The sequence below is a fragment of the uncultured Thiothrix sp. genome, from assembly GCF_937876535.1.
In the GTDB taxonomy this organism is placed as follows: Bacteria; Pseudomonadota; Gammaproteobacteria; order Thiotrichales; family Thiotrichaceae; genus Thiolinea.
Genome location: NZ_CALFHZ010000009.1, coordinates 40,507 through 58,818, shown reverse-complemented (window position 1 = coordinate 58,818; position 18,312 = coordinate 40,507). Strand labels below are relative to the sequence as shown.

The following is an 18,312-nucleotide window of genomic DNA, read 5'->3' as shown; positions in this document are numbered from 1 at the left end:
AATTTTATTTGTTATTAGAGTGCAGCTTGAATCTCTGCACGAGTCGGCAAATTGGCACCACGTCGCGAGCAAGTAATCGCAGCCGCTACGGTAGCGGTGTGACCAATCTTAAATAAAGTTTCGTTGTTAAGCTGTTCAGACCAAACAGCCGTAGAATTTTTTAAACTGACAACAGCATCTAATAAGGATGCTTGGAAAGTATCACCTGCACCCACCGTATCAATCACCTGCACGGCTTGCCCAGGCACATCAACCTGCCCATGATGACTCCACAAAGAAGCACCCTTGCCCCCGCGCGTCAAGGCAACTAACTGTGGGCCTTGTTGTAACCAACTTTCCACAATCGCTTCAGGCTGCTGTTCGGGATAAAGCAAATGCAAGTCCTCATCGCTTACTTTTACTATGTCAAATAAAGGTAAAAGCTCAGCAATGCGTTGTTTCCAAATCGCCAAACGTGGCTCAACATTCAAGCGCACATTAGGATCTAAGGAAAGAAGGCGCTTGCCCGAATGTTGCTGGGCAAGCGCAAAGTACGAATCGGCAGTCGGCTGTGCAACGATGGAATAGGAACCGAAGTGAATAACCGCTGTCCCCTCTAGATCAACATTAACGTCGTCTAAAGTTAACAAACGATCCGCCGCGCCGTTACCGTAAAAAGCATAACTAGGTACGCCCGCAGCATCCTGCTGGACGAAGCCTAAAGTAGTAGGTGCTTGCTTGCGTGCAATCAGATGAGTTTTAACCCCTTCTGATTGCAAACTTGCTAAGAGCCTTTCACCTAAGAAGTCTGTAGAAAGTCCTGTCAACATGGCAACCGGACAGCCTAAGCGTGCTAGACCCACTGCTACATTCAGCGGTGAACCACCTACACGTGCACTAAGCGGTACTTCAAAAGCTGCTTGATCCACAACTTCTGCTGTAAAAACATCGAATAGTGCTTCTCCACAGACAACAAACATGATGGCTTCCCTAGCTTTAATTAAAATGCGTAGTTAAAGCGTGTACGGAATGCGTTAACGTTATCATCGTTACCTTTTGTACCACCCACGTCAGTCGCTTTAGAAGTACTGGCTGCGAAGGTTACTGTTGCATCTTTTAGTCCCATTAATGGGATACTATAAGCTGCATAGAAAGTATTTAACTTGGCATCAATTGAGGAATAGTCTTCTTTAGCACCAATGTAACCTACACCCCAAGGACCTTGGGTATAGTTCACACCGTAAGTGGTTTTATCAGCACCCGCATCTTTTTTATAATTTTTCTTAGCTAAGTTCACATTTAAAGAACCACCAGCTAAATCAAAGCCACCACTCAAGCCAAAGCCAGTATGTGAAACTTCTTTTGCAGCATCACCAGCTTCATCACTTTTTACACTTTCTATGCCTGCACGCAGGGTAGCCATACCTGCTTTGTAGCTAATAGCTGGGCGAATTGCCGTGAACTTATCATAATCACTAGTGTTCTTAGTGCCCATGACACCCAGTTCAAAAGTAGTCGCATCATTGGGTTTTAAATGCAGAGCTGTATGAATAACGTTGCTCTTACGACCACGGCTATCATTAGTACCATAGTGAGACATACCAGCAGCATGCTCAACCACTGTATCTTTACCTGCTGGGAATAAGTCTAGCCCTTCAAAACGACCAATTTGCACGTCCCAAGCTGGACGACCAAATTGCAAATAAACATCATCATAACCTAAAGCGTCGCCTTTGAAGGGCACTAAAGGCTGAGCAACACCTTTAACAAAGCTGCCATTTTCGCCTTTCATTTCACCAGTCGCATTTAACTTAACGCGGCCACCATTATAATAACTACTGCCACTAGCATCTGTATCTTTTGCGGTCAGATCAAGCTCAACATCCCCACCAATGCTGAAAGTTTTCTCTTCTGCTTGAACATTAAAGCCGACTAATAAAGCTGCTATCCCACAAGCAACGCTCAATTTCAATTTGGTTTTCATTGCATTTACCTTCGCTATTCAATCAAAAACACGGTTATTAAAACACACTACCAAAGCGCTTTGAAGCACAAAACACTAGCAGTTTATTAAAACTTATCCCACATTAAGTCATTAATTTTTTCAAGATCCGAAAAAAATAATCTCGTAAACTCGCATGCTTGTCAACTTAAGAACGCTTAGCACTAACCGTATCATTAATAAAAAATTAATGGACTTAGGTTAAAGGCTTCGATGAAAGCTGTCAATAATTAATTCAAATTGATTTATTAAAAATAACTACTGTGAAATACCTGCTTATGCAAAGTACTAAAGCAAATACCATACCAATGTTTTTAGATACTCTAGTTGAAAGTTTTGCTTGCTTTTGAAGGATTAGAATATTAATATTTTCTTATATTTAATTTTCTATTCGATTTTGATGACTTGTGTATCGACACATTTCTGCTAGAGGTATCTGTTCATGAAATTTACAAAAATGACATTGGCTATGACTATTTTTGCAGCTGCCACGACTGCATCTGCTACTGATTTTTTCAATGGTTTTGATAATGGCACAGGTGCAGGTAATGCCCAAGGTGCAGGCCAAGGTCAAGGTTATACCACTGGTCAAGGCACTGGTTATGGCACTAGCAAAGGCAACTTAGATGGTTGGGGTACAGGCAAAGGTACAGGTGACGGCGAAGTTGATTTCTCTATTAACTTTAAAGGCAAAGGTAATACAGATATGGCGTCCGACGTAGTCGGCCGTGGTAATGGTACTACTAATGGTAATTTCAACGGTCAAGGTACTGGCTATGGTTTAGGCTATAACAACTTAAATGGTTATAGCAATAGTGCTACTTCTGGCAGTGGTTATAACCCTTGGGGCGGAATGCCAGCTTGGGGTAATTATTATCCGTACCCACAAACTGCTATGCCACAGATGCAAATGATGCCACAAATGTATGCTCCCTACGGCATGCAACAACCCTATATGCCGATGATGCCGCAAATGTATGCACCCTATGGAATGCAACCATCCATGCCCATGATGCAAAATCCTAACTTTGCCCAAATTCAGCAGCAAATGGCGGCACAACGTGCACAGGCTGAAGCCTATATGAAGCAGCAAATGGAGGAGCAGCGCAAAATGCTGGAAGCTCAAAGCAAAGCTGCAGCAACTCCAGTCCCGCCTATGACTCCTGCTCCAGCAGCGCCAACTCAAGCAGCACCAACAACTGAAACTACTGCCCCAGCGCCTGCGAAAACTAACTAATCAGTTTTTAGCTCAAGCCTACTTAAATTTAGTAGGCTTGATTGCTAGCTTTCACGCAATCTTTAATCAATTGCGGCCCTGAATAAATAAAACCTGTATAGATTTGCACTAAAACTGCGCCCGCTTGCAACTTAGCCACAGCGTCTTGGGCACTCATAATCCCACCCACACCCATGATTGGAATCCGATTCCCTAAATGTTGGTGAAATAAGCGAATGACCTCAGTCGAGTGTTCTGTTAACGGCTGACCACTCAAGCCGCCCTGCTCTGCGCCATGCTCTAATTGTGCAACCGCCGATTTATCCAAAGTTGTATTCGTAGCAATCAAACCATCCATCTCACAATCCAGTAAGACTTCAGCAATACCTGCAATTTCCTCTGGGCTTAGATCTGGTGCTACCTTCACTGCCAAGGGTACATAACGACCATGTTCTTCAGCTAATAAGATTTGTTCTTGTTTTAAAGCTGTCAATAGACGCCTTAAGTCTTCTCCATACTGAAGACTACGCAAACCGGGGGTGTTAGGAGAGGAAATATTGATGGTGATATAATGTGCATATGCATAAACCTTGCGCAAACCTATCAAATAATCATCGACTGCACGTTCTACTGCGGTATCAAAGTTTTTCCCAATATTAATACCAAGAATGCCTTGATATTGGGCTTTACTAACCTGACCTAATAAATACTCTAAACCATGATTATTGAAGCCCATTCGATTGATAATAGCCTTGGCTGCTTTCAAACGAAATAGACGGGGATGCGGATTACCAGGCTGTGGCCGTGGAGTCACTGTTCCGACTTCGATAAAGCCAAACCCGCAGCTAGCCAGTGCATCAATAAACTCTGCATTTTTATCCAAACCTGCGGCTAAACCGATGCGATTGGGAAACTTAATACCCATCACGTCAACAGGTGTTCCAACCAATGCTTCTGCTTTGCCATTCAGGCCTAATTGATAAGCTAATTTTAAGCCTCTTAAAGCAGTATGATGAGACATTTCAGGGGATAAGAGAAAGAGTAATTCGCGCAGCAAGCTATACACAGACAGGCCCTCGGAGGCTAAAAAATGCAAAAGCGCTGATTATGCTAAATCTGCTGTTTAGCAACAACCCGTGAGTGGAAAAACAATGGCAAGCCTCCCTTGAAGCTATGGCATAATGAGGCGCTATTTTTCAAAGATTCAGAGAGGATTGCATGGCAAATTCATCATTTTACCCACCGCAACGTATTTTAATGGGGCCAGGCCCTTCTGATGTAAGCCCGCGTGTTTTACAAGCGATGGCACGCCCAACTTTAGGGCATTTAGACCCTTTATTTGTTGGCATGATGGATGAAGTCAAAAGCCTACTGCAGTATGCCCTACAAACTAACAATGAACTGACTATGCCGGTTTCTGCTCCTGGTTCTGCCGGAATGGAAGCCTGCTTTGCCAACTTAGTTGAGCCGGGGGATAAAGTCATCGTTTGCCAAAATGGTGTATTTGGTGGACGCATGAAAGAAAATGTCGAGCGTTTTGGTGGTACTGCGGTGATGGTCATGGATGATTGGGGTAAGCCAGTCGATCCTAATAAAGTTGAAGCCGCCCTAAAAGCTAACCCAGACACCAAAATTCTTGCTTTTGTCCATGCAGAAACTTCTACAGGTGTACGCTCAGATGCCAAGCTCTTAACTGAGTTGGCTCATCAATATGGCTGTTTAGTGATAGTAGATGCGGTAACCTCTTTAACTGGCTGTGAATTAAGAGTCGATGCTTGGGGCATTGATGCGATTTATTCTGGTACGCAAAAATGCATGTCCTGTGTACCCGGTTTATCTCCTGTAAGCTTTGGCAGTCGCGCTGTTGAGGTGATTAAAAGTCGCAAAACCAAAATCCAAAGCTGGTTCTTAGATATGAGCCTGATTATGGGCTATTGGGGTGGCGGTACTAAGCGCGCCTATCATCACACTGCCCCTGTGAATACACTCTATGCTTTGCATGAAGCGTTGGTGATGGTGCAAGAAGAAGGCTTAGAACATGCGTGGGCACGCCATTATCACCATCATCAAGCCTTAAAAGCCGGTTTAGAAGCAATGGGCATTCGCTTTGTGGTGGAAGAAAACTATCGCCTGCCTCAGCTGAATCTGATTACAGTGCCTGAAGGTGTGGATGAAGCAGCGGTGCGTACACGCCTGTTAAATGAATACAGCATAGAAATCGGCGCGGGCTTAGGTGCTTTAGCAGGTAAAGTATGGCGGATTGGTTTAATGGGTCATGCCTGTAATACCCAAAACGTCTTGACTTGTTTAGGCGCTTTGGATGCAGTCCTCAGCTCTATGCAAGCCCCAATTGAATCGGGCGTTGCTGTCAGAGCAGCACAAGATTTTTATAAGTTTTAAGTTAACTGAGCAGGTGGCTACATTAGCTGCCTGCTTCCAAGGTTTTGGGTAAAGCCGTTTGTTCACGTAAAAGTTTTAAATGCTCCATGGTGGCATAACCATCGGCTGGAAAACCCGTATCCGCCTGCCAACGGCGCAAAGCAGCGCGTGTATTTGGGCCAATCGTGCCATCAACCCCATCGGTACTGTAACCCACAGCACTTAAACGTTCTTGTAACTCTGCTTTTTCCAAACGACTTAAGGGAACTTCATTACGTGGCCATGCGGCTTGTACTTCTAAACCACCTTTCAATCGCTCTGCTAAGTAACCCGCTGCCAAGGCATAACTCAGCGCATTATTATATTTCAGTAATACATTAAAATTAGGGTAAGTTAAAAAAGCTGGCCCCCGATAACCCGCAGGAATAATCACTGCAGCTCGCAGCGTGGGAGAGTCTTCTAAAGCAGTACCATCCACTCGATAGACACCTTGCGCACTCCAATAATTCAGACTTTGCCAATTGGCTGGCTCAGTTTCCATCCAATCAAAAGTAACTGGCAGAACGACCTCTGTCCCCCAAGGTTGTCCACGCTGCCAACCAGATTGCGCTAAATAATTTGCCGTCGAAGCCAAAGCATCTGGAATACTAGCGCGTACATCTCGCTTGCCATCGCCATCAAAATCAACCGCAAACTCTTCGAAAGTGCTAGGAATAAATTGAGTATGTCCCAGCGCGCCCGCCCAAGAGCCACGGAGATTATTGCCTGGCATATCACCACTTTGCAGGATTCTTAAAGCAGCAATTAATTGAGTGCGCCAGAAATCACGCCGATCTTCACGACCTTGATAAGCTAAGGTCGCTAACGAGCGAATCGCTGAATAATTACCAAGCTGCTGACCGTAGCTACTTTCCATCCCCCAAATAGCGACGATATACTCAATATCTACTTGATAGGTTTCACTAATTTTTTTTAAAAGGGGTGCATATTGCTTTAAAACATAACGACCTTGTTCCACCCGTTCAGCTGAGACAGCCGTATCCAGATACTCCCAAACAGGTCGACTAAACTCTGGCTGATAAGTATCTAGTTTTAATACTTTTTTATCAGTGAGCAGACCACGAAAAGCCATATCTAACGTAGCGTTTTTAACCCCATGTTGCTGCGCATAGTGCCGAAAATTAGTTTGCCACTTGGCAAACTCCTGATCAGAAAATAGTGTATATCCAAACAAGACTACGCTAAAAAGAATACCAAGTTGTAGTGTACGCGCTAGCTTGCGACCCATCCCTAAAACCAAAGACGTCAATTTAAGGCGCTATCATAAACAAACTTAAGCAGGCCTGCACCGACTGTTGACACTTATTCACCGATTAGGAGCCTTTCATGCCACAAATAGTCTTTCTCGATTTTGCTAGCACCAGCCGCCATGACCTTGATTTAACTCAATTAGAACAAGCTTGTGGAGCCCTGACCTTATGGGAAGATACCAACCCTAGCACCGTGCTTGAGCATATTGGTAAAGCTGAAATTGTGATTAGCAATAAAGTGCTCATTAACGCAGCCACCCTACAAGCACTTAAAGATCAAGTTAAGCTTATTTGTGTAGCGGCAACAGGCACGAACAATGTTGATTTAGAAACTGCACGTGATTTAGGCATTCCTGTGTGTAATGTACGCAATTATGGTAGTCGCTCGGTCGCTGAGCACTGTATCGGATTAATCTTTGCTTTGGCTCGGCAAATTCCTGCTTATCACCAAGCCGTGCAAACAGGTATTTGGCAGCAAAGTAAACATTTCTGCTTATTAGACTACCCTATCACTGAAATCGCTGGTAAAACTTTGGGGATTATTGGCTATGGAGCTTTGGGTCAAGCTACTGCCGAACTAGCTACTGCCATTGGTATGAACGTCATTATTGCTGAGCGCTCAGATGCCAGCCGCATACGCCCTGATCGAGTCAGTTTGGAGGAGTTATTCGCTCAAGCAGATGTGATTAGTTTGCATTGCCCCTTAACCGAGCAGACCAAAGCATTTATTAACGCAGAGCGCTTAAAACAGATGAAACCCTCGGCTTTGTTAATTAATACTGCCCGCGGTGGTTTGATTCATGAAGCGGATTTAGTAGTTGCTTTACAAAACGGTACTATTGCGGGTGCAGGTTTAGATGTTTTAAGCATTGAACCACCTACGGCTGCTAATCCACTACTTCAACAGAGTTTACCTAACCTGATTATTACGCCCCATATTGCTTGGGCCAGTCACAAGGCAAGGCAAACTTTAGTGGATCAACTGGCTGAAGTTATTAGCAGTTTTCAACAAGGTCAGTTGCTCAATCAAGTCAACTAACCCACCGATTAGCGCGTTAACTTAGAGGCTTATCCGCTTATTACCTGAATCTGTCTAGGCTTAAGGTTACTGTGAGCGCTTGTAGTTTTGCACGCTCATTAGGGTCAGCATGCCTAAGCTTATTATTAAACGTGAAAATCCCCAACGTTTTACGTGGCAAGCGATCTTGTTTTGGGTATTGGGTTTATTACCTGTAGCCCTCTTGGCAGGCTTTCTTACTGGCAACCTGATTAGCCAATGGCAACACTTGAACTTTAAAGCGGGACAAGTGCCTTTATTACCTCTAGCGCCGATGGTACAACCTCAAGCATTGCCACCTAGCTCAAGTACAAATTTGCCGTTACCACTCACCGCTGAATTGCCCAGTGATACAAGCCCTGAAAAACCTACGAGTTCTACAGACACCCTCATTAAACCTGACCTTAAACCCTCCACTACTACATCTAAACCCTTAAATAGATCGGAAACCTTAGCACCTATACGGCCTACTAAAACTGCTAAAAAGCCCGCAGAATCGACTACTGCAAAGAGCCAATCCAACTCATCAATAAATCAAGCTAATACCAAAAATCAGCAGAATAATCGCAACTATCCAGTTGCAGCTCCAAGCATCCACAATAAACCCGTTAAATCACCCCAAACAGTCAGTGAATCTCCACGCCCAAGTCGCCCAGTAGCTCGTACTACTTCTGAAAGGTCTGTGCAAACTGAAGCTAGGCCACTAGAAGCTGCTAAAAACGAGCGGGGAAGCACGAATGATTACCGACTACTAGAGCAGTCTTTAGGTATTCCCTTGCAATAGCGGCTTGCGTTGCACGGCTCACAATCAAGGTGATTTCATGTCATTTAGGAAAAAAATGATGCTATTACTGCTGGCATTTTTTGTGCTGGCAGCTTGTACCACAACTATTATCCAAGCCCCTATTTTATTAGAGCTAACCCAACCGGTGTCTTTACAGAAAGCGACCGAACGTGGAGCCAAACATTTATTTACCCTCGTCCAACAAGAACGGGGCTGGCGTAGTGAGGTCTTATCAACCCGTATTTTGGTATTACCCACTTTTCAAGAAAACACCAAAAAAATCTTAGAACCCACCAAGCAAATTTTTCCCTATTTACAACAACAAGCGCCCAGCTTCAAAGGTCTTCACTTAGTGAACTTAGAAACACAAGGCCAAACTCAAGCTAATTATGAGTTGCATAGCTCCATGTTAATGACCGAAGAGCATGGTAAGGAAAAGGTGGTGCTCAGCATGTGGATGATCGAGCCACAATCTAAACGTCGGCTCTCCACAGTTAGCTCAGCGATTCGTGTTGATAATCCGGCCAGCAAACCCAGCTTAAGCTTTAATCCTGAACCACAGCCTTGGCTCCTTGCTTTACAAGAAACTAGCCACTTAGTCCTAGAAGCGGCAAATAAAGATCGCTCGTGGCGTAGCCAATTGGCGAGTACTCAAATTGTCTTAGTACCGATGTTTGATGCTAACTCGAAGGAGAATTTGAATTTAACAGGTGACCTGCAAACTCAACTGCAAAAGCAAGGTACTGGTTTAAAAATTGCAGCCATTTCCCAAAGCACATTGCCACCAGCGCATTATGTGGTTCACAGTGCCTTAACAATTGACAAGAGCAGCGAAGGTCAAGTGTATGATCTGAATGTCTGGTTACGCGATGCCAAAACGGGACGCCTATTAGCACATGGTTTAAATAAAGTATTGGCGCAAGGTCTCCCCTATGCTTTAACAGCTGAGTCAAAAGATAGCCCGGTTTACACTGAACCGCTTAACCCGAACACAAAAGGCTTCGATTTACGTCAAGAAATGCAGCGCCCTAACTACCAAGCTCGTTTGCAATTAGAGGCTATCTTGGCCGATGCAGCCAAAGCTTATGCAAACGCTCAATACGCTAAAGCATTGGAGTTCTATGAGGCTGCCAAAAGTACTAAAAATGGTATGAGCTTACGTACTCTAGCGGGTCGTTATTTATCCTTGCTGCGGATGAATCGTCATGCTGAGGCACGTGTCGCCTTTGCGGATCTCCTCAAATATGGTTTTAACCGTAGCAATATGCTTACTTTCAAAATTCTTTTTGCGGTCGATTCGACCAAATTTGCAGGTGGGGACTTTTTAAGTAGCCAATATCAAGTATGGACCGAGGAAATCGCGGATTATCTAAAATACCAACAACGCTGCCTCTTAGTGGTAGGCCATAGCAGCCATACAGGTTCTGAAGAATATAATTTGAAACTTTCTACCGCACGAGCCACGGTTATTCGTCAAGCAATGGCTACTAAACAGCCTCTTGCAGGTACGCGCACTCAGGCCGAAGGTAAAGGCTTTCATGAGAATATTGTAGGTACAGGAACAGATGATTTTCGAGATGCTGTTGACCGACGAGTAGAGTTTCGTAAGCAAACCTGCCAGTAAAACATCCACTAAAACCCCGCTAGCTACTCACTAGCGGGTAGCTAACAACTGTAATTACTTAACTTTAGCACCAGCTGATTTTGCAGCTTTCTTGGCTTTCTTGACGATTTTCTTTGCCGCTTTATCAGCTAATTTTTTTTCTTTCTTTTCTTTTTCCGCAATTTTCTTTAAAGACTTTTCTTCTTTTTTACGCTCTTTCTCAACGACTTTCTTCGCTTTCTTTAATTGTTTCTCTGCTTCTCGCTTCACTTTATCTTTCTCTTTAGCACTCTCTTTTTCAGCTTTAGCCAATTTTTTTGCTTTTTTGCCACTAGGCGCTTTTTTTGTCGATTCGTTAGGAGTTATAGCCGATGACTCTGTCTTTACCGCAACTGGCTTAGCTTCTGCCTTAGTACGCGTTCTTTTAGGTGCAGCTGGCTTAGCTTCATTAGCGCTTGTTACTTCAGTCGGTTTAGTTTCAGTTGCTACAGGCTTTTTAGCTCTTGAGCGAGTGCTAGCTGGTTTAGGAGCAGCGTCAGTAGTTGCAGCGCTATCAGCAGGTGTAGCCTCATTTGTGGTTTTTTTAGCAGTAATAGTTTTAGCACGACTTGGGCGTTTAGTTACAGGGGCTTTCGGTTTAGTAGCTGGTTTAAGCTCTGTTTCTTCGTTAACTTCTATAGCACCTTCTGCAGGCGTTGTAGCAGTCTCAGCCTGGTCTTCTATGGCGTTAGTAACAATAGCTTCTGGCTCAGAACTAGACTCTGATTTAGCTATTAGTGCCTTCGCACTTTCGATAATCCCCACAGCGGTACTTGCACCAATGCCTGGAATATCAGCTAACTCTTGTTCAGTCATAGTCGCTAGTTGCTCAACCGTTTTAATCCCATTTGACTCCAAGCGGGTTTGCATAGCGGGGCCAACATATTTAACAGCAGAAAGTGATAATGTCATAAGCCTAAACTCCTTAGGATATTTAATAGTTATTATTGTAGAAAATGCCTGAGGCTACAGTTTGCAGAAATTATAAAAAAAAGCCAATTTCTCCCACAAACTGTTAATTCGGATATAAGTCTGCAAGACCTTGAGCCTGGGGGGGCAGTATTGGAGTGTCAACCTGTTGATAATGCTCCACTGCTTTCCATAAATCCTGTCCATCCCAAACATGCGTAGTAGAAGCATACAAAACGGTGCTGAGATCATCCAAGGCTTGCTTAAGGGGTAAATCGGCCTGAGTCCTTAAGCTTGCAATCGTTGCAGGCGAAAGCTTTAAATCCTCACGAATCCAAGCTTGCAAGCCTTGAAAAGCTGCCTGAGCATCATTACGCTGACAAGCTGTTTGTAAGGCTTTTAAGGGACTGATACGACTCGGTGCTGCTGTGTTAACGGCTTGCGTTTTCCCTTTTCCTTGCTTCAGCCAGAACCATAAACCAGCCAAAATGGCTAAACCTAAAGCGACTGCAATCATCAATAACCACTGTTGCTGGCTGAAGGCTTTACTCTCTGTTTGTGTCTGACTAGAAGGCACCGTTTGCTCAGCAGGATTCAGTAAACTATTTGCAGGCTCAGCAGATGGGTTCGCTGGCGTGACTGCCGCTGCATTTGGATCATTCTTCGGATTGGTTTGCCCAACTCCCGTCACTTTAAGTGGTGTTGGCTCAATCCGTGCGGTCTGCATTTTTTTAGCTTTTAAATCCCACCAATCAATTTTAATTTCTGGTAAGACATAGCTGCCATCCGCAGTCCCCATCAAAACCCATTTCTCTTCGCGCATTCCAATTACGCTCGAGCCACCTAAATCATTACGAAACTCTGGTTGATTGGCATAGCCCTTGATTCCCATCGGCGGCTTAATATCTAAAGCCGGTAGCTGCTCAGCCATCAAGCCGTCCGCAATAATTGCAATAGTTAAGGTGACTGGTTCGCCAGCTTTAAGGGTTTTATTCACTGGCTCCCAATGAGCATTCAAGGTCAGGCTATTCGCAGGTAGCCAAGTGCTCTGTACTTGCGGATGCGGCTGTACATTAATGACTAAAGGAGTGGAAAAGCGGCGTACTTGCTTGCCACTAAGCCCAAAAGGGTCTATTTGCCGCGATCGCCGATCATCTAAAGCACCTTGGAAAACCGTGCGGCCAATGGTCAACTCGCCGCTCACTTGCGGAAACACGGCATAGCGACGCTCAATCATGTTATAACGCACACCATTGCGATTAATCACCCCACTTTTCGTAGTGCCCAACTGCTGAATCAAACCTTTGCCTTTCTCAAGCTCTGGATGCGACATGCTCGCGCGCGTTGGCAATAACGGGACAACATGCAATAAACGCTGGGTGACAATCACTTGTTGTTGCACATAAGGGTTAGGGGGATCTGCGGTCAACTCCACCAAAATATCGTTATTGGCATTTCCCTTAGGATCAGCGACAGCTTGGTCAAGGACTTGAATAGTGACTGGCTCACTACTGACACTACCAAAGTTAATGCTGGGAATTTGTAAATTACCTGCACGATTCGCAAATAAGCTCACAATCCAACCGGTTTGTTGGCTCATTTGCCCATTAATATATTGGACATTAGTGCTAGTTGAAGTGCCAGTGACCTGAAAGTCTTTATTCAGAGGGGTAAAGTCAGGATTACTAGTCAGAGCTTGATCAGTCGAAAAGGTCAGGGTGAAATCATCGCCGACTTGGACCGTATCACGCTCAAGCTGCACTTGCACACCCGCTGCAAATACGCTGCAACTTAAACTCCAGCACAGCAGGAGGAGTGCAATAAACTTAGACACAGACATTACCAAGCATCTCCTTGGTTTGGATGCGCACGTTGTTGATATTGATATTGAAACTTGCGCCGCCATAGCCCTGCTGGATCATCTGGAATCCGTCGTAACCATTGCTCAGTAGCTTGTTGTTGCTCAGCTGCTTTCGGGTCCATTTGCGCACTTTCAGCTTGGGCTTGCTGCTGTTCCGCCTCATTTTTTTCTGCTTCCTGCTGTTTTTGCTGCTCAGCTTTGGCTTGTTGTGCTTGCTGTTGTTTAGCTTGTTCTTGTTGAGCTTGTGCCTGTTGCTGTTGAGCTTGGCTTTGTTGGTTTTGCTGATTCTGCTGCTGTTGCTCAGACTGCTGATTTTGACCAGATTGCTGTTGGTTTTGTTGATTTTGCTGGCCTTGATTCTGTTTTTGGTCTTGTGAACCTTGTTGCTGTTGTTCCTCTAATTTTTTCTTGAGTAAGTCTCGATTATAGCGCGCATCTTCATGTTTTGGGTTTTGAGCTAAGACTTGTTCATAAACTTTAATCGCCTCTTCCAGCTTATTTAACCGCGCTAACGCATTCCCATAATTATAGAGCCCTTCTACCGTTTGATCGGTTGAATAGAGTTTAGCCGCTTGCTCAAAATTACCAGACTTGTAAGCAGCTGCGGCTTTCCAGTTAGGATTTTCAAATAATTCACTGGCCTCTTTAGTTTGCCCTGCTTGTAGAGCCGCTTGAGCTTGTTGATCTGGAGTCGCCCACAAATCATTCCAGACACTGGCTTGGACGGGCTGTGCCTGTGGCAAACAGATAACCACTAAACTGAAAGACAACAGCCAGCCACGCCTAAACAGCAAAGCGACCAAAGGCAAGATGCCTAGCACTAACCAAACACCTGCATTGACCCAAGTATCTACTTGGCGTTGCCCACCCGAAATTAAATTCTGCTCGCCAACCTTACTCTCCCAAGCATTGGCCAAACGATTGACATCAGCATCTCCAATACCTGCGGTGACATAAACACCATTACCAGCTTGAGCTAAGGCTGTTAGGCTTGCAGCATCTAATTTTGGCATGACCGTTTTGCCTTGAGCATCTTGCAGGAAACCACCATTCGCTAACGGAATCGGAGCACCCGCAACTGAACCAATACCTAAAACTGAAACATTCACCCCTTGAGCCACAGCAGTCTGAGCCGCTTTTAAAGCTTGGGTATCATCCGTCATACCATCGGTGATTAATAGAATATTGCCGGTTTTAGCACCGGCTTGTTGCAGCAATTCGAGCGAGCGTTCAATCGCTAAACCTAAAGCCCCACCCTGCACTGGCATAATATCTGGCGTGAGATTTTTCATTTGTGCTTCGATGGTTTTAATATCATCCGTCAGAGGCGATACCGGAAAAGCATCGCCAGCAAAGACCACTAAAGCAGTTTGTTCACCTTTGCGCTTTTGCAGAATATCCATCACTTTAAAACGCGCTTGCTCCAAACGATTGGGCGATAAATCCTGCGCATACATGGATGCGGATAAATCTAAAGCAATCACCAGTGCCTGCTGCTGGCGAAACACCGGAACTTCTTTCTTTTCCCAAGCAGGCCCCGCCAAGGCCAGAATGCTTAAGAGTGCAATTAAGGAAAATAGAATCAAAGGAGCTAAACTTTGCCGCCGCTCGCGCCCTGTTAATACAAAAGGAGCTAAGGCAGGGTCAACTAAATCATGCCAACCACTTTGTTGCTTCCGTCGCCGCAGAATCCAAAACCATAAGGGCGGTAAGAGCAACAAAAACCAAAAGGCATGCGGGTAAAGAAAATGAAAATCCGCCATTTAGGCCAAAGCCTCCATACGCACGACAAAAGCAAAGAATCCGAGCATAAAAGCCAAACCTAAAGGCCAGCGAAATAACTCTTGCTGAGGACGCCATTCTTCAGCTTCATGTTCAACAGGCTCTAAACGATCCAATTCCGCATAAATCCGTTGAAACTCCTCGGTATCACGCGCCCGAAAATATTGCCCCCCCGTTTTGCTAGCGATCATCTTCAATGATTCTTCATCAATCTCTGCCGCCGGATTCATTAATTGAATCCCGAAAATACTGCGCGCTTGAGGTCCTTCAGAGCCAATCCCGACGGTATAAATTTTTAAGCCAGCCGTTGCCGCCATTTCTGCAGCGGCGGCAGGGCTAACTGAACCGGCGGTATTTGCCCCATCAGTCATCAGAATCAACACCCGATTTTTTTCTTGGCTATCCTGTAAACGCTTAATGGCTAAGCCAATCGCATCACCAATAGCAGTCCGCTCACCTGCTAAGCCGATTACCGTTTCATTCAATAGGGTGTGAACCGTCACCCGATCAAAGGTCAAGGGAGCTTGGAGATAAGCTTGATCCCCAAATACAATTAAACCAATGCGATCTCCATTACGCTTTTGAATGAAATCCCCAGCCACCACTTTAGTAGCAACTAAACGGTCAACCACTTGATTATTCAGATAGAAATCCTGTTCCTGCATACTGCCGGACAGATCGACTGCCAGCATTAAATCGCGCCCTGAAACTGGCAAAGCCACGCTTTCCCCCACCCAAATCGGACGGGCTGCTGCAGTTACCAAAAATAACCAAGCTACAGACGCGAGAATCAAAGCTAACCAAGAGACCCAAGCCTTTTCTGAGGCAGCTTCACCTTGCAGAAAATCTTGTAAAAAGGGGACTTTTAGCGCTACACCCACCTGTTGTTTAACAGGCCGCCATAGCACCCGAATCAGCCAAGGCAAAGGCAACAAAGCAAATAGCCACCACCAAGTAAACTCATACATGTTGCTTACCTGCCGAAGCTTGTGCACTTAACCATTGACGCACCTCTTGCACTAAAGTACTCACATCTGCACTACCTTGCGCACGATAAGGTAGCTCAGTTAAAGCTTGTTGAAAGCGCTGACTAAACACTGGTGTGCCACCTTGCTGATCTAAAAACTGCAACCAACTTAAGCCCGTTAAACCCGCGACACTGCGCCGCCCATATAAGCTAATCGCAATCCGGCGCAATAAGACGGATAACTCACGCACTAAGCCTAAAGGATCATTTTTATACTGCTGCTCAATCCGGGTTAACTCCTGCAAAGCAGATGATTGCGCAGACAAATTAATCCGTTTTGGACTAGTCGGACGTTTCAATAACCACCAGACCAAAGTGACTAAGCCAAGTAGAACTAAGCCTATCAATAGCCACCAACCCCAAGCTAAAGGCCACCAACCGATGTCCGGTGGTAAATGAATATCACGCAACGGCAAATCATTAGGATTCATCGCATCCCCCTGACCAGCTTTAGTAAACGCTCATTCGTAGTGTCGCGAGTGGATAATTGAATTAAAGGAATCCGATGCTTACGCGCAAACTCTTGCAACGAAACTTGAGCTTGACGTTGGCGCTCATGATAATCCCGTCGCCAAACTTTCTGTTTGAGATTAACCCACAAACTGCGTCTACCGTCGGTAACGCGCAAGACACCTTGCGGTGGCAGATGATCTTCTAAGGGATCACGAATCATCACCAAAGTAATGCTCGCTTGCCGATGAATCATCGCAAGTTGTTGTAAAGCCTCTGGATTGGCTTGGCGAAAATCACTCACTACAAAGACTTGCGTACCCGATTCAGTAACCCGTCTTAAGCGCCGCCAACTGTCTTGTAATAAACTTGGATCGGTCATGGCAAGCTGCGTATTTTCTTGCTGAGTCGCTTCAGTCAGTGCACGCATAAAACCTAGCACTGAACTGCGACTACGTGAGGGCTTGAACTCAAAATGCTCATTAGCCTCTTGCAGAATGCCACCCGCACGATCACCCTCTGAAAGGGTTTTCCAAATCAAAAGCCCAGCGGTTTCTGCTGCTACTACACTTTTAAAGCGTCCTTGAGTCGCAAAAAACATTGAAGGCCGTAGATCCAGCCAAATTAATACTGGCTTTTCGCGTTCCTCCTGGAAAACTTTGGTGTGCACTTTGCCGCTACGAGCAGTGACTCGCCAATCAATAGTGCGTATATCATCGCCCGGTTGATAAGGCCGTGATTCTGCAAAATCCATCCCACGCCCTTTAAATACCGAACGATGCAAACCCACTTGCCGAGCACGCACATGCCGTTTGGCTAGATTTAAAGTACGCACTTGAGTTTGCAGCCTAATTAAGGACTGCAAAGAGCTATAAACTAAACCATCACCGGGACGCATTAAGGCACTGCTACTAAGGCTAAGAGTTCATCAATCAGATGATTTGCGCTCATCCCATCTGCTTCTGCTTCAAAGGTTAATAATAACCGATGGCGTAAGACATCATGGGCTACTGCCTGCACATCTTCGGGGCTAACAAAATCACGCCCAGCTAGCCAAGCATGCGCACGCGAACAACGATCTAAAGCTAAAGTTGCCCGTGGACTCGCCCCATAAGCAATACTGCCAGTTAAAGATTTACCATAGCGTTCAGGATGGCGGGTAGCGAGAACCAGCTGCAATAAGTATTGCTCAATATTCTCTGCCATATAAATAGTCAGCACTTCTTGGCGAGCAGCACGAATTTCTTCAGGGCCAACAATCGGCTCTTCGATCAATTTCTCGCGCTTCACATCCTCCATCGCCTCTTTTCGCCCTAACAATAGGATTAGGCGCTCTTCCTCAGCCGTTGGATAATCAACCAAAACATGCATCAAGAAGCGGTCTAATTGCGCTTCTGGTAAATGATAAGTGCCTTCCTGCTCAATCGGGTTTTGTGTAGCCATCACCAAGAAAGGATCAGGTAATTTCCAGGTTGTGCCTGCAACCGTGATTTGCCGCTCTGCCATCGCTTCCAATAAAGCAGATTGCACTTTAGCAGGTGCACGATTGATCTCATCCGCCAGAATTAGATTGTGGAATAAAGGTCCTTGCTGGAATTTGAAAGTTCCATCATTGGGATGAAATACTTCCGTACCGGTAATGTCGGCAGGCAATAAATCAGGCGTAAACTGCACGCGATGGAAGCTACCTTCCATACCCTGCCCAAGCATTTGAATGGCACGCGTTTTTGCTAAACCCGGAGCACCTTCCACCAACAAATGGCCATCAGCCAGCAAAGCAATCAAGAGACGATTAATCAGAGATTTTTGGCCAACAATTTTCCGTTCTAGATAACGCGCCAATTTGTCAAAATTTTGTTTTTGGTTCATGCTCGCCAGCGTCTTTATTAAAATGTGATGAAATATACTTGGTAT

General features: G+C 45.1%; 16 protein-coding genes. 5 read left to right on the top strand and 11 right to left on the bottom strand.

Going from position 1 to position 18,312, the window contains the following annotated elements; genetic code table 11:
- Positions 1-14: 14 nt before the first annotated feature.
- Both Q0230_RS05775 and Q0230_RS05770 read right to left on the bottom strand, forming a co-directional pair.
- Positions 15-959: a carbohydrate kinase gene (locus Q0230_RS05775; RefSeq protein WP_298608896.1), complete on the bottom strand. Its 945-nt coding sequence runs from the start codon at positions 957-959 to the stop codon at positions 15-17.
- Positions 960-979: 20 nt separating this feature from the next.
- Positions 980-1,963, bottom strand: coding sequence for a carbohydrate porin (locus tag Q0230_RS05770; RefSeq protein WP_298608895.1), 984 nt, complete (start codon positions 1,961-1,963; stop codon positions 980-982).
- A 460-nt stretch (positions 1,964-2,423) separates the two neighbouring features.
- Between Q0230_RS05770 and Q0230_RS05765 the strand changes: the two genes are divergently transcribed.
- Positions 2,424-3,218 carry a hypothetical protein gene (locus tag Q0230_RS05765; protein WP_298608894.1) on the top strand — a complete coding sequence of 265 codons (795 nt, stop codon included), beginning with the start codon at positions 2,424-2,426 and terminating at the stop codon, positions 3,216-3,218.
- Positions 3,219-3,246: 28 nt separating this feature from the next.
- On the opposite strand, the gene Q0230_RS05760 is transcribed toward Q0230_RS05765, so the two are convergent.
- Positions 3,247-4,263, bottom strand: a complete 1,017-nt coding sequence (locus Q0230_RS05760) for a quinone-dependent dihydroorotate dehydrogenase (RefSeq protein WP_298608893.1) — start codon at positions 4,261-4,263, stop codon at positions 3,247-3,249.
- 152 nt (positions 4,264-4,415) lie between these two features.
- Between Q0230_RS05760 and Q0230_RS05755 the strand changes: the two genes are divergently transcribed.
- Positions 4,416-5,597: an alanine--glyoxylate aminotransferase family protein gene (locus Q0230_RS05755; protein ID WP_298608892.1), complete on the top strand. Its 1,182-nt coding sequence runs from the start codon at positions 4,416-4,418 to the stop codon at positions 5,595-5,597.
- Positions 5,598-5,619: 22 nt separating this feature from the next.
- Here Q0230_RS05755 and Q0230_RS05750 read toward each other — a convergent pair whose 3' ends face one another.
- A complete protein-coding gene (locus Q0230_RS05750; protein WP_298608891.1) occupies positions 5,620-6,864 on the bottom strand; it encodes a lytic murein transglycosylase in 1,245 nt (414 codons plus the stop codon).
- Between the two features lie 98 nt (positions 6,865-6,962).
- Between Q0230_RS05750 and Q0230_RS05745 the strand changes: the two genes are divergently transcribed.
- From Q0230_RS05745 to Q0230_RS05735, 3 genes are all read left to right on the top strand, one after another.
- Positions 6,963-7,925, top strand: coding sequence for a D-2-hydroxyacid dehydrogenase (locus Q0230_RS05745; protein WP_298608890.1), 963 nt, complete (start codon positions 6,963-6,965; stop codon positions 7,923-7,925).
- Between the two features lie 109 nt (positions 7,926-8,034).
- On the top strand, positions 8,035-8,727 hold the full coding sequence (locus Q0230_RS05740) for a hypothetical protein (protein ID WP_298608889.1): 693 nt from the start codon (positions 8,035-8,037) through the stop codon (positions 8,725-8,727).
- A 37-nt stretch (positions 8,728-8,764) separates the two neighbouring features.
- Positions 8,765-10,351, top strand: coding sequence for an OmpA family protein (locus Q0230_RS05735; RefSeq protein ID WP_298608888.1), 1,587 nt, complete (start codon positions 8,765-8,767; stop codon positions 10,349-10,351).
- Positions 10,352-10,405: 54 nt separating this feature from the next.
- On the opposite strand, the gene Q0230_RS05730 is transcribed toward Q0230_RS05735, so the two are convergent.
- The 7 genes from Q0230_RS05730 to Q0230_RS05700 all read right to left on the bottom strand — a co-directional run bounded on the left by Q0230_RS05730 (position 10,406) and on the right by Q0230_RS05700 (position 18,267).
- Positions 10,406-11,281: a helix-hairpin-helix domain-containing protein gene (locus tag Q0230_RS05730; protein WP_298608887.1), complete on the bottom strand. Its 876-nt coding sequence runs from the start codon at positions 11,279-11,281 to the stop codon at positions 10,406-10,408.
- A 103-nt stretch (positions 11,282-11,384) separates the two neighbouring features.
- Positions 11,385-13,118 carry a BatD family protein gene (locus tag Q0230_RS05725; RefSeq protein ID WP_298608886.1) on the bottom strand — a complete coding sequence of 578 codons (1,734 nt, stop codon included), beginning with the start codon at positions 13,116-13,118 and terminating at the stop codon, positions 11,385-11,387.
- Positions 13,118-14,902, bottom strand: a complete 1,785-nt coding sequence (locus Q0230_RS05720) for a VWA domain-containing protein (protein ID WP_298608885.1) — start codon at positions 14,900-14,902, stop codon at positions 13,118-13,120. Before Q0230_RS05720 ends, Q0230_RS05725 begins: the two co-directional genes overlap by 1 nt.
- Positions 14,903-15,889, bottom strand: coding sequence for a VWA domain-containing protein (locus Q0230_RS05715; protein ID WP_298608884.1), 987 nt, complete (start codon positions 15,887-15,889; stop codon positions 14,903-14,905).
- Positions 15,882-16,379 (bottom strand): DUF4381 domain-containing protein, encoded by a 498-nt coding sequence (locus tag Q0230_RS05710; RefSeq protein ID WP_298608883.1) that lies wholly within the window; start codon positions 16,377-16,379, stop codon positions 15,882-15,884. The genes Q0230_RS05715 and Q0230_RS05710 overlap by 8 nt, the downstream gene beginning before the upstream one ends.
- Complete coding sequence (locus Q0230_RS05705; RefSeq protein WP_298608882.1) at positions 16,376-17,296, bottom strand: DUF58 domain-containing protein; 921 nt, start codon at positions 17,294-17,296, stop codon at positions 16,376-16,378. Before Q0230_RS05705 ends, Q0230_RS05710 begins: the two co-directional genes overlap by 4 nt.
- Positions 17,296-18,267 carry a MoxR family ATPase gene (locus Q0230_RS05700; protein WP_298608881.1) on the bottom strand — a complete coding sequence of 324 codons (972 nt, stop codon included), beginning with the start codon at positions 18,265-18,267 and terminating at the stop codon, positions 17,296-17,298. Before Q0230_RS05700 ends, Q0230_RS05705 begins: the two co-directional genes overlap by 1 nt.
- Positions 18,268-18,312: the final 45 nt, after the last annotated feature.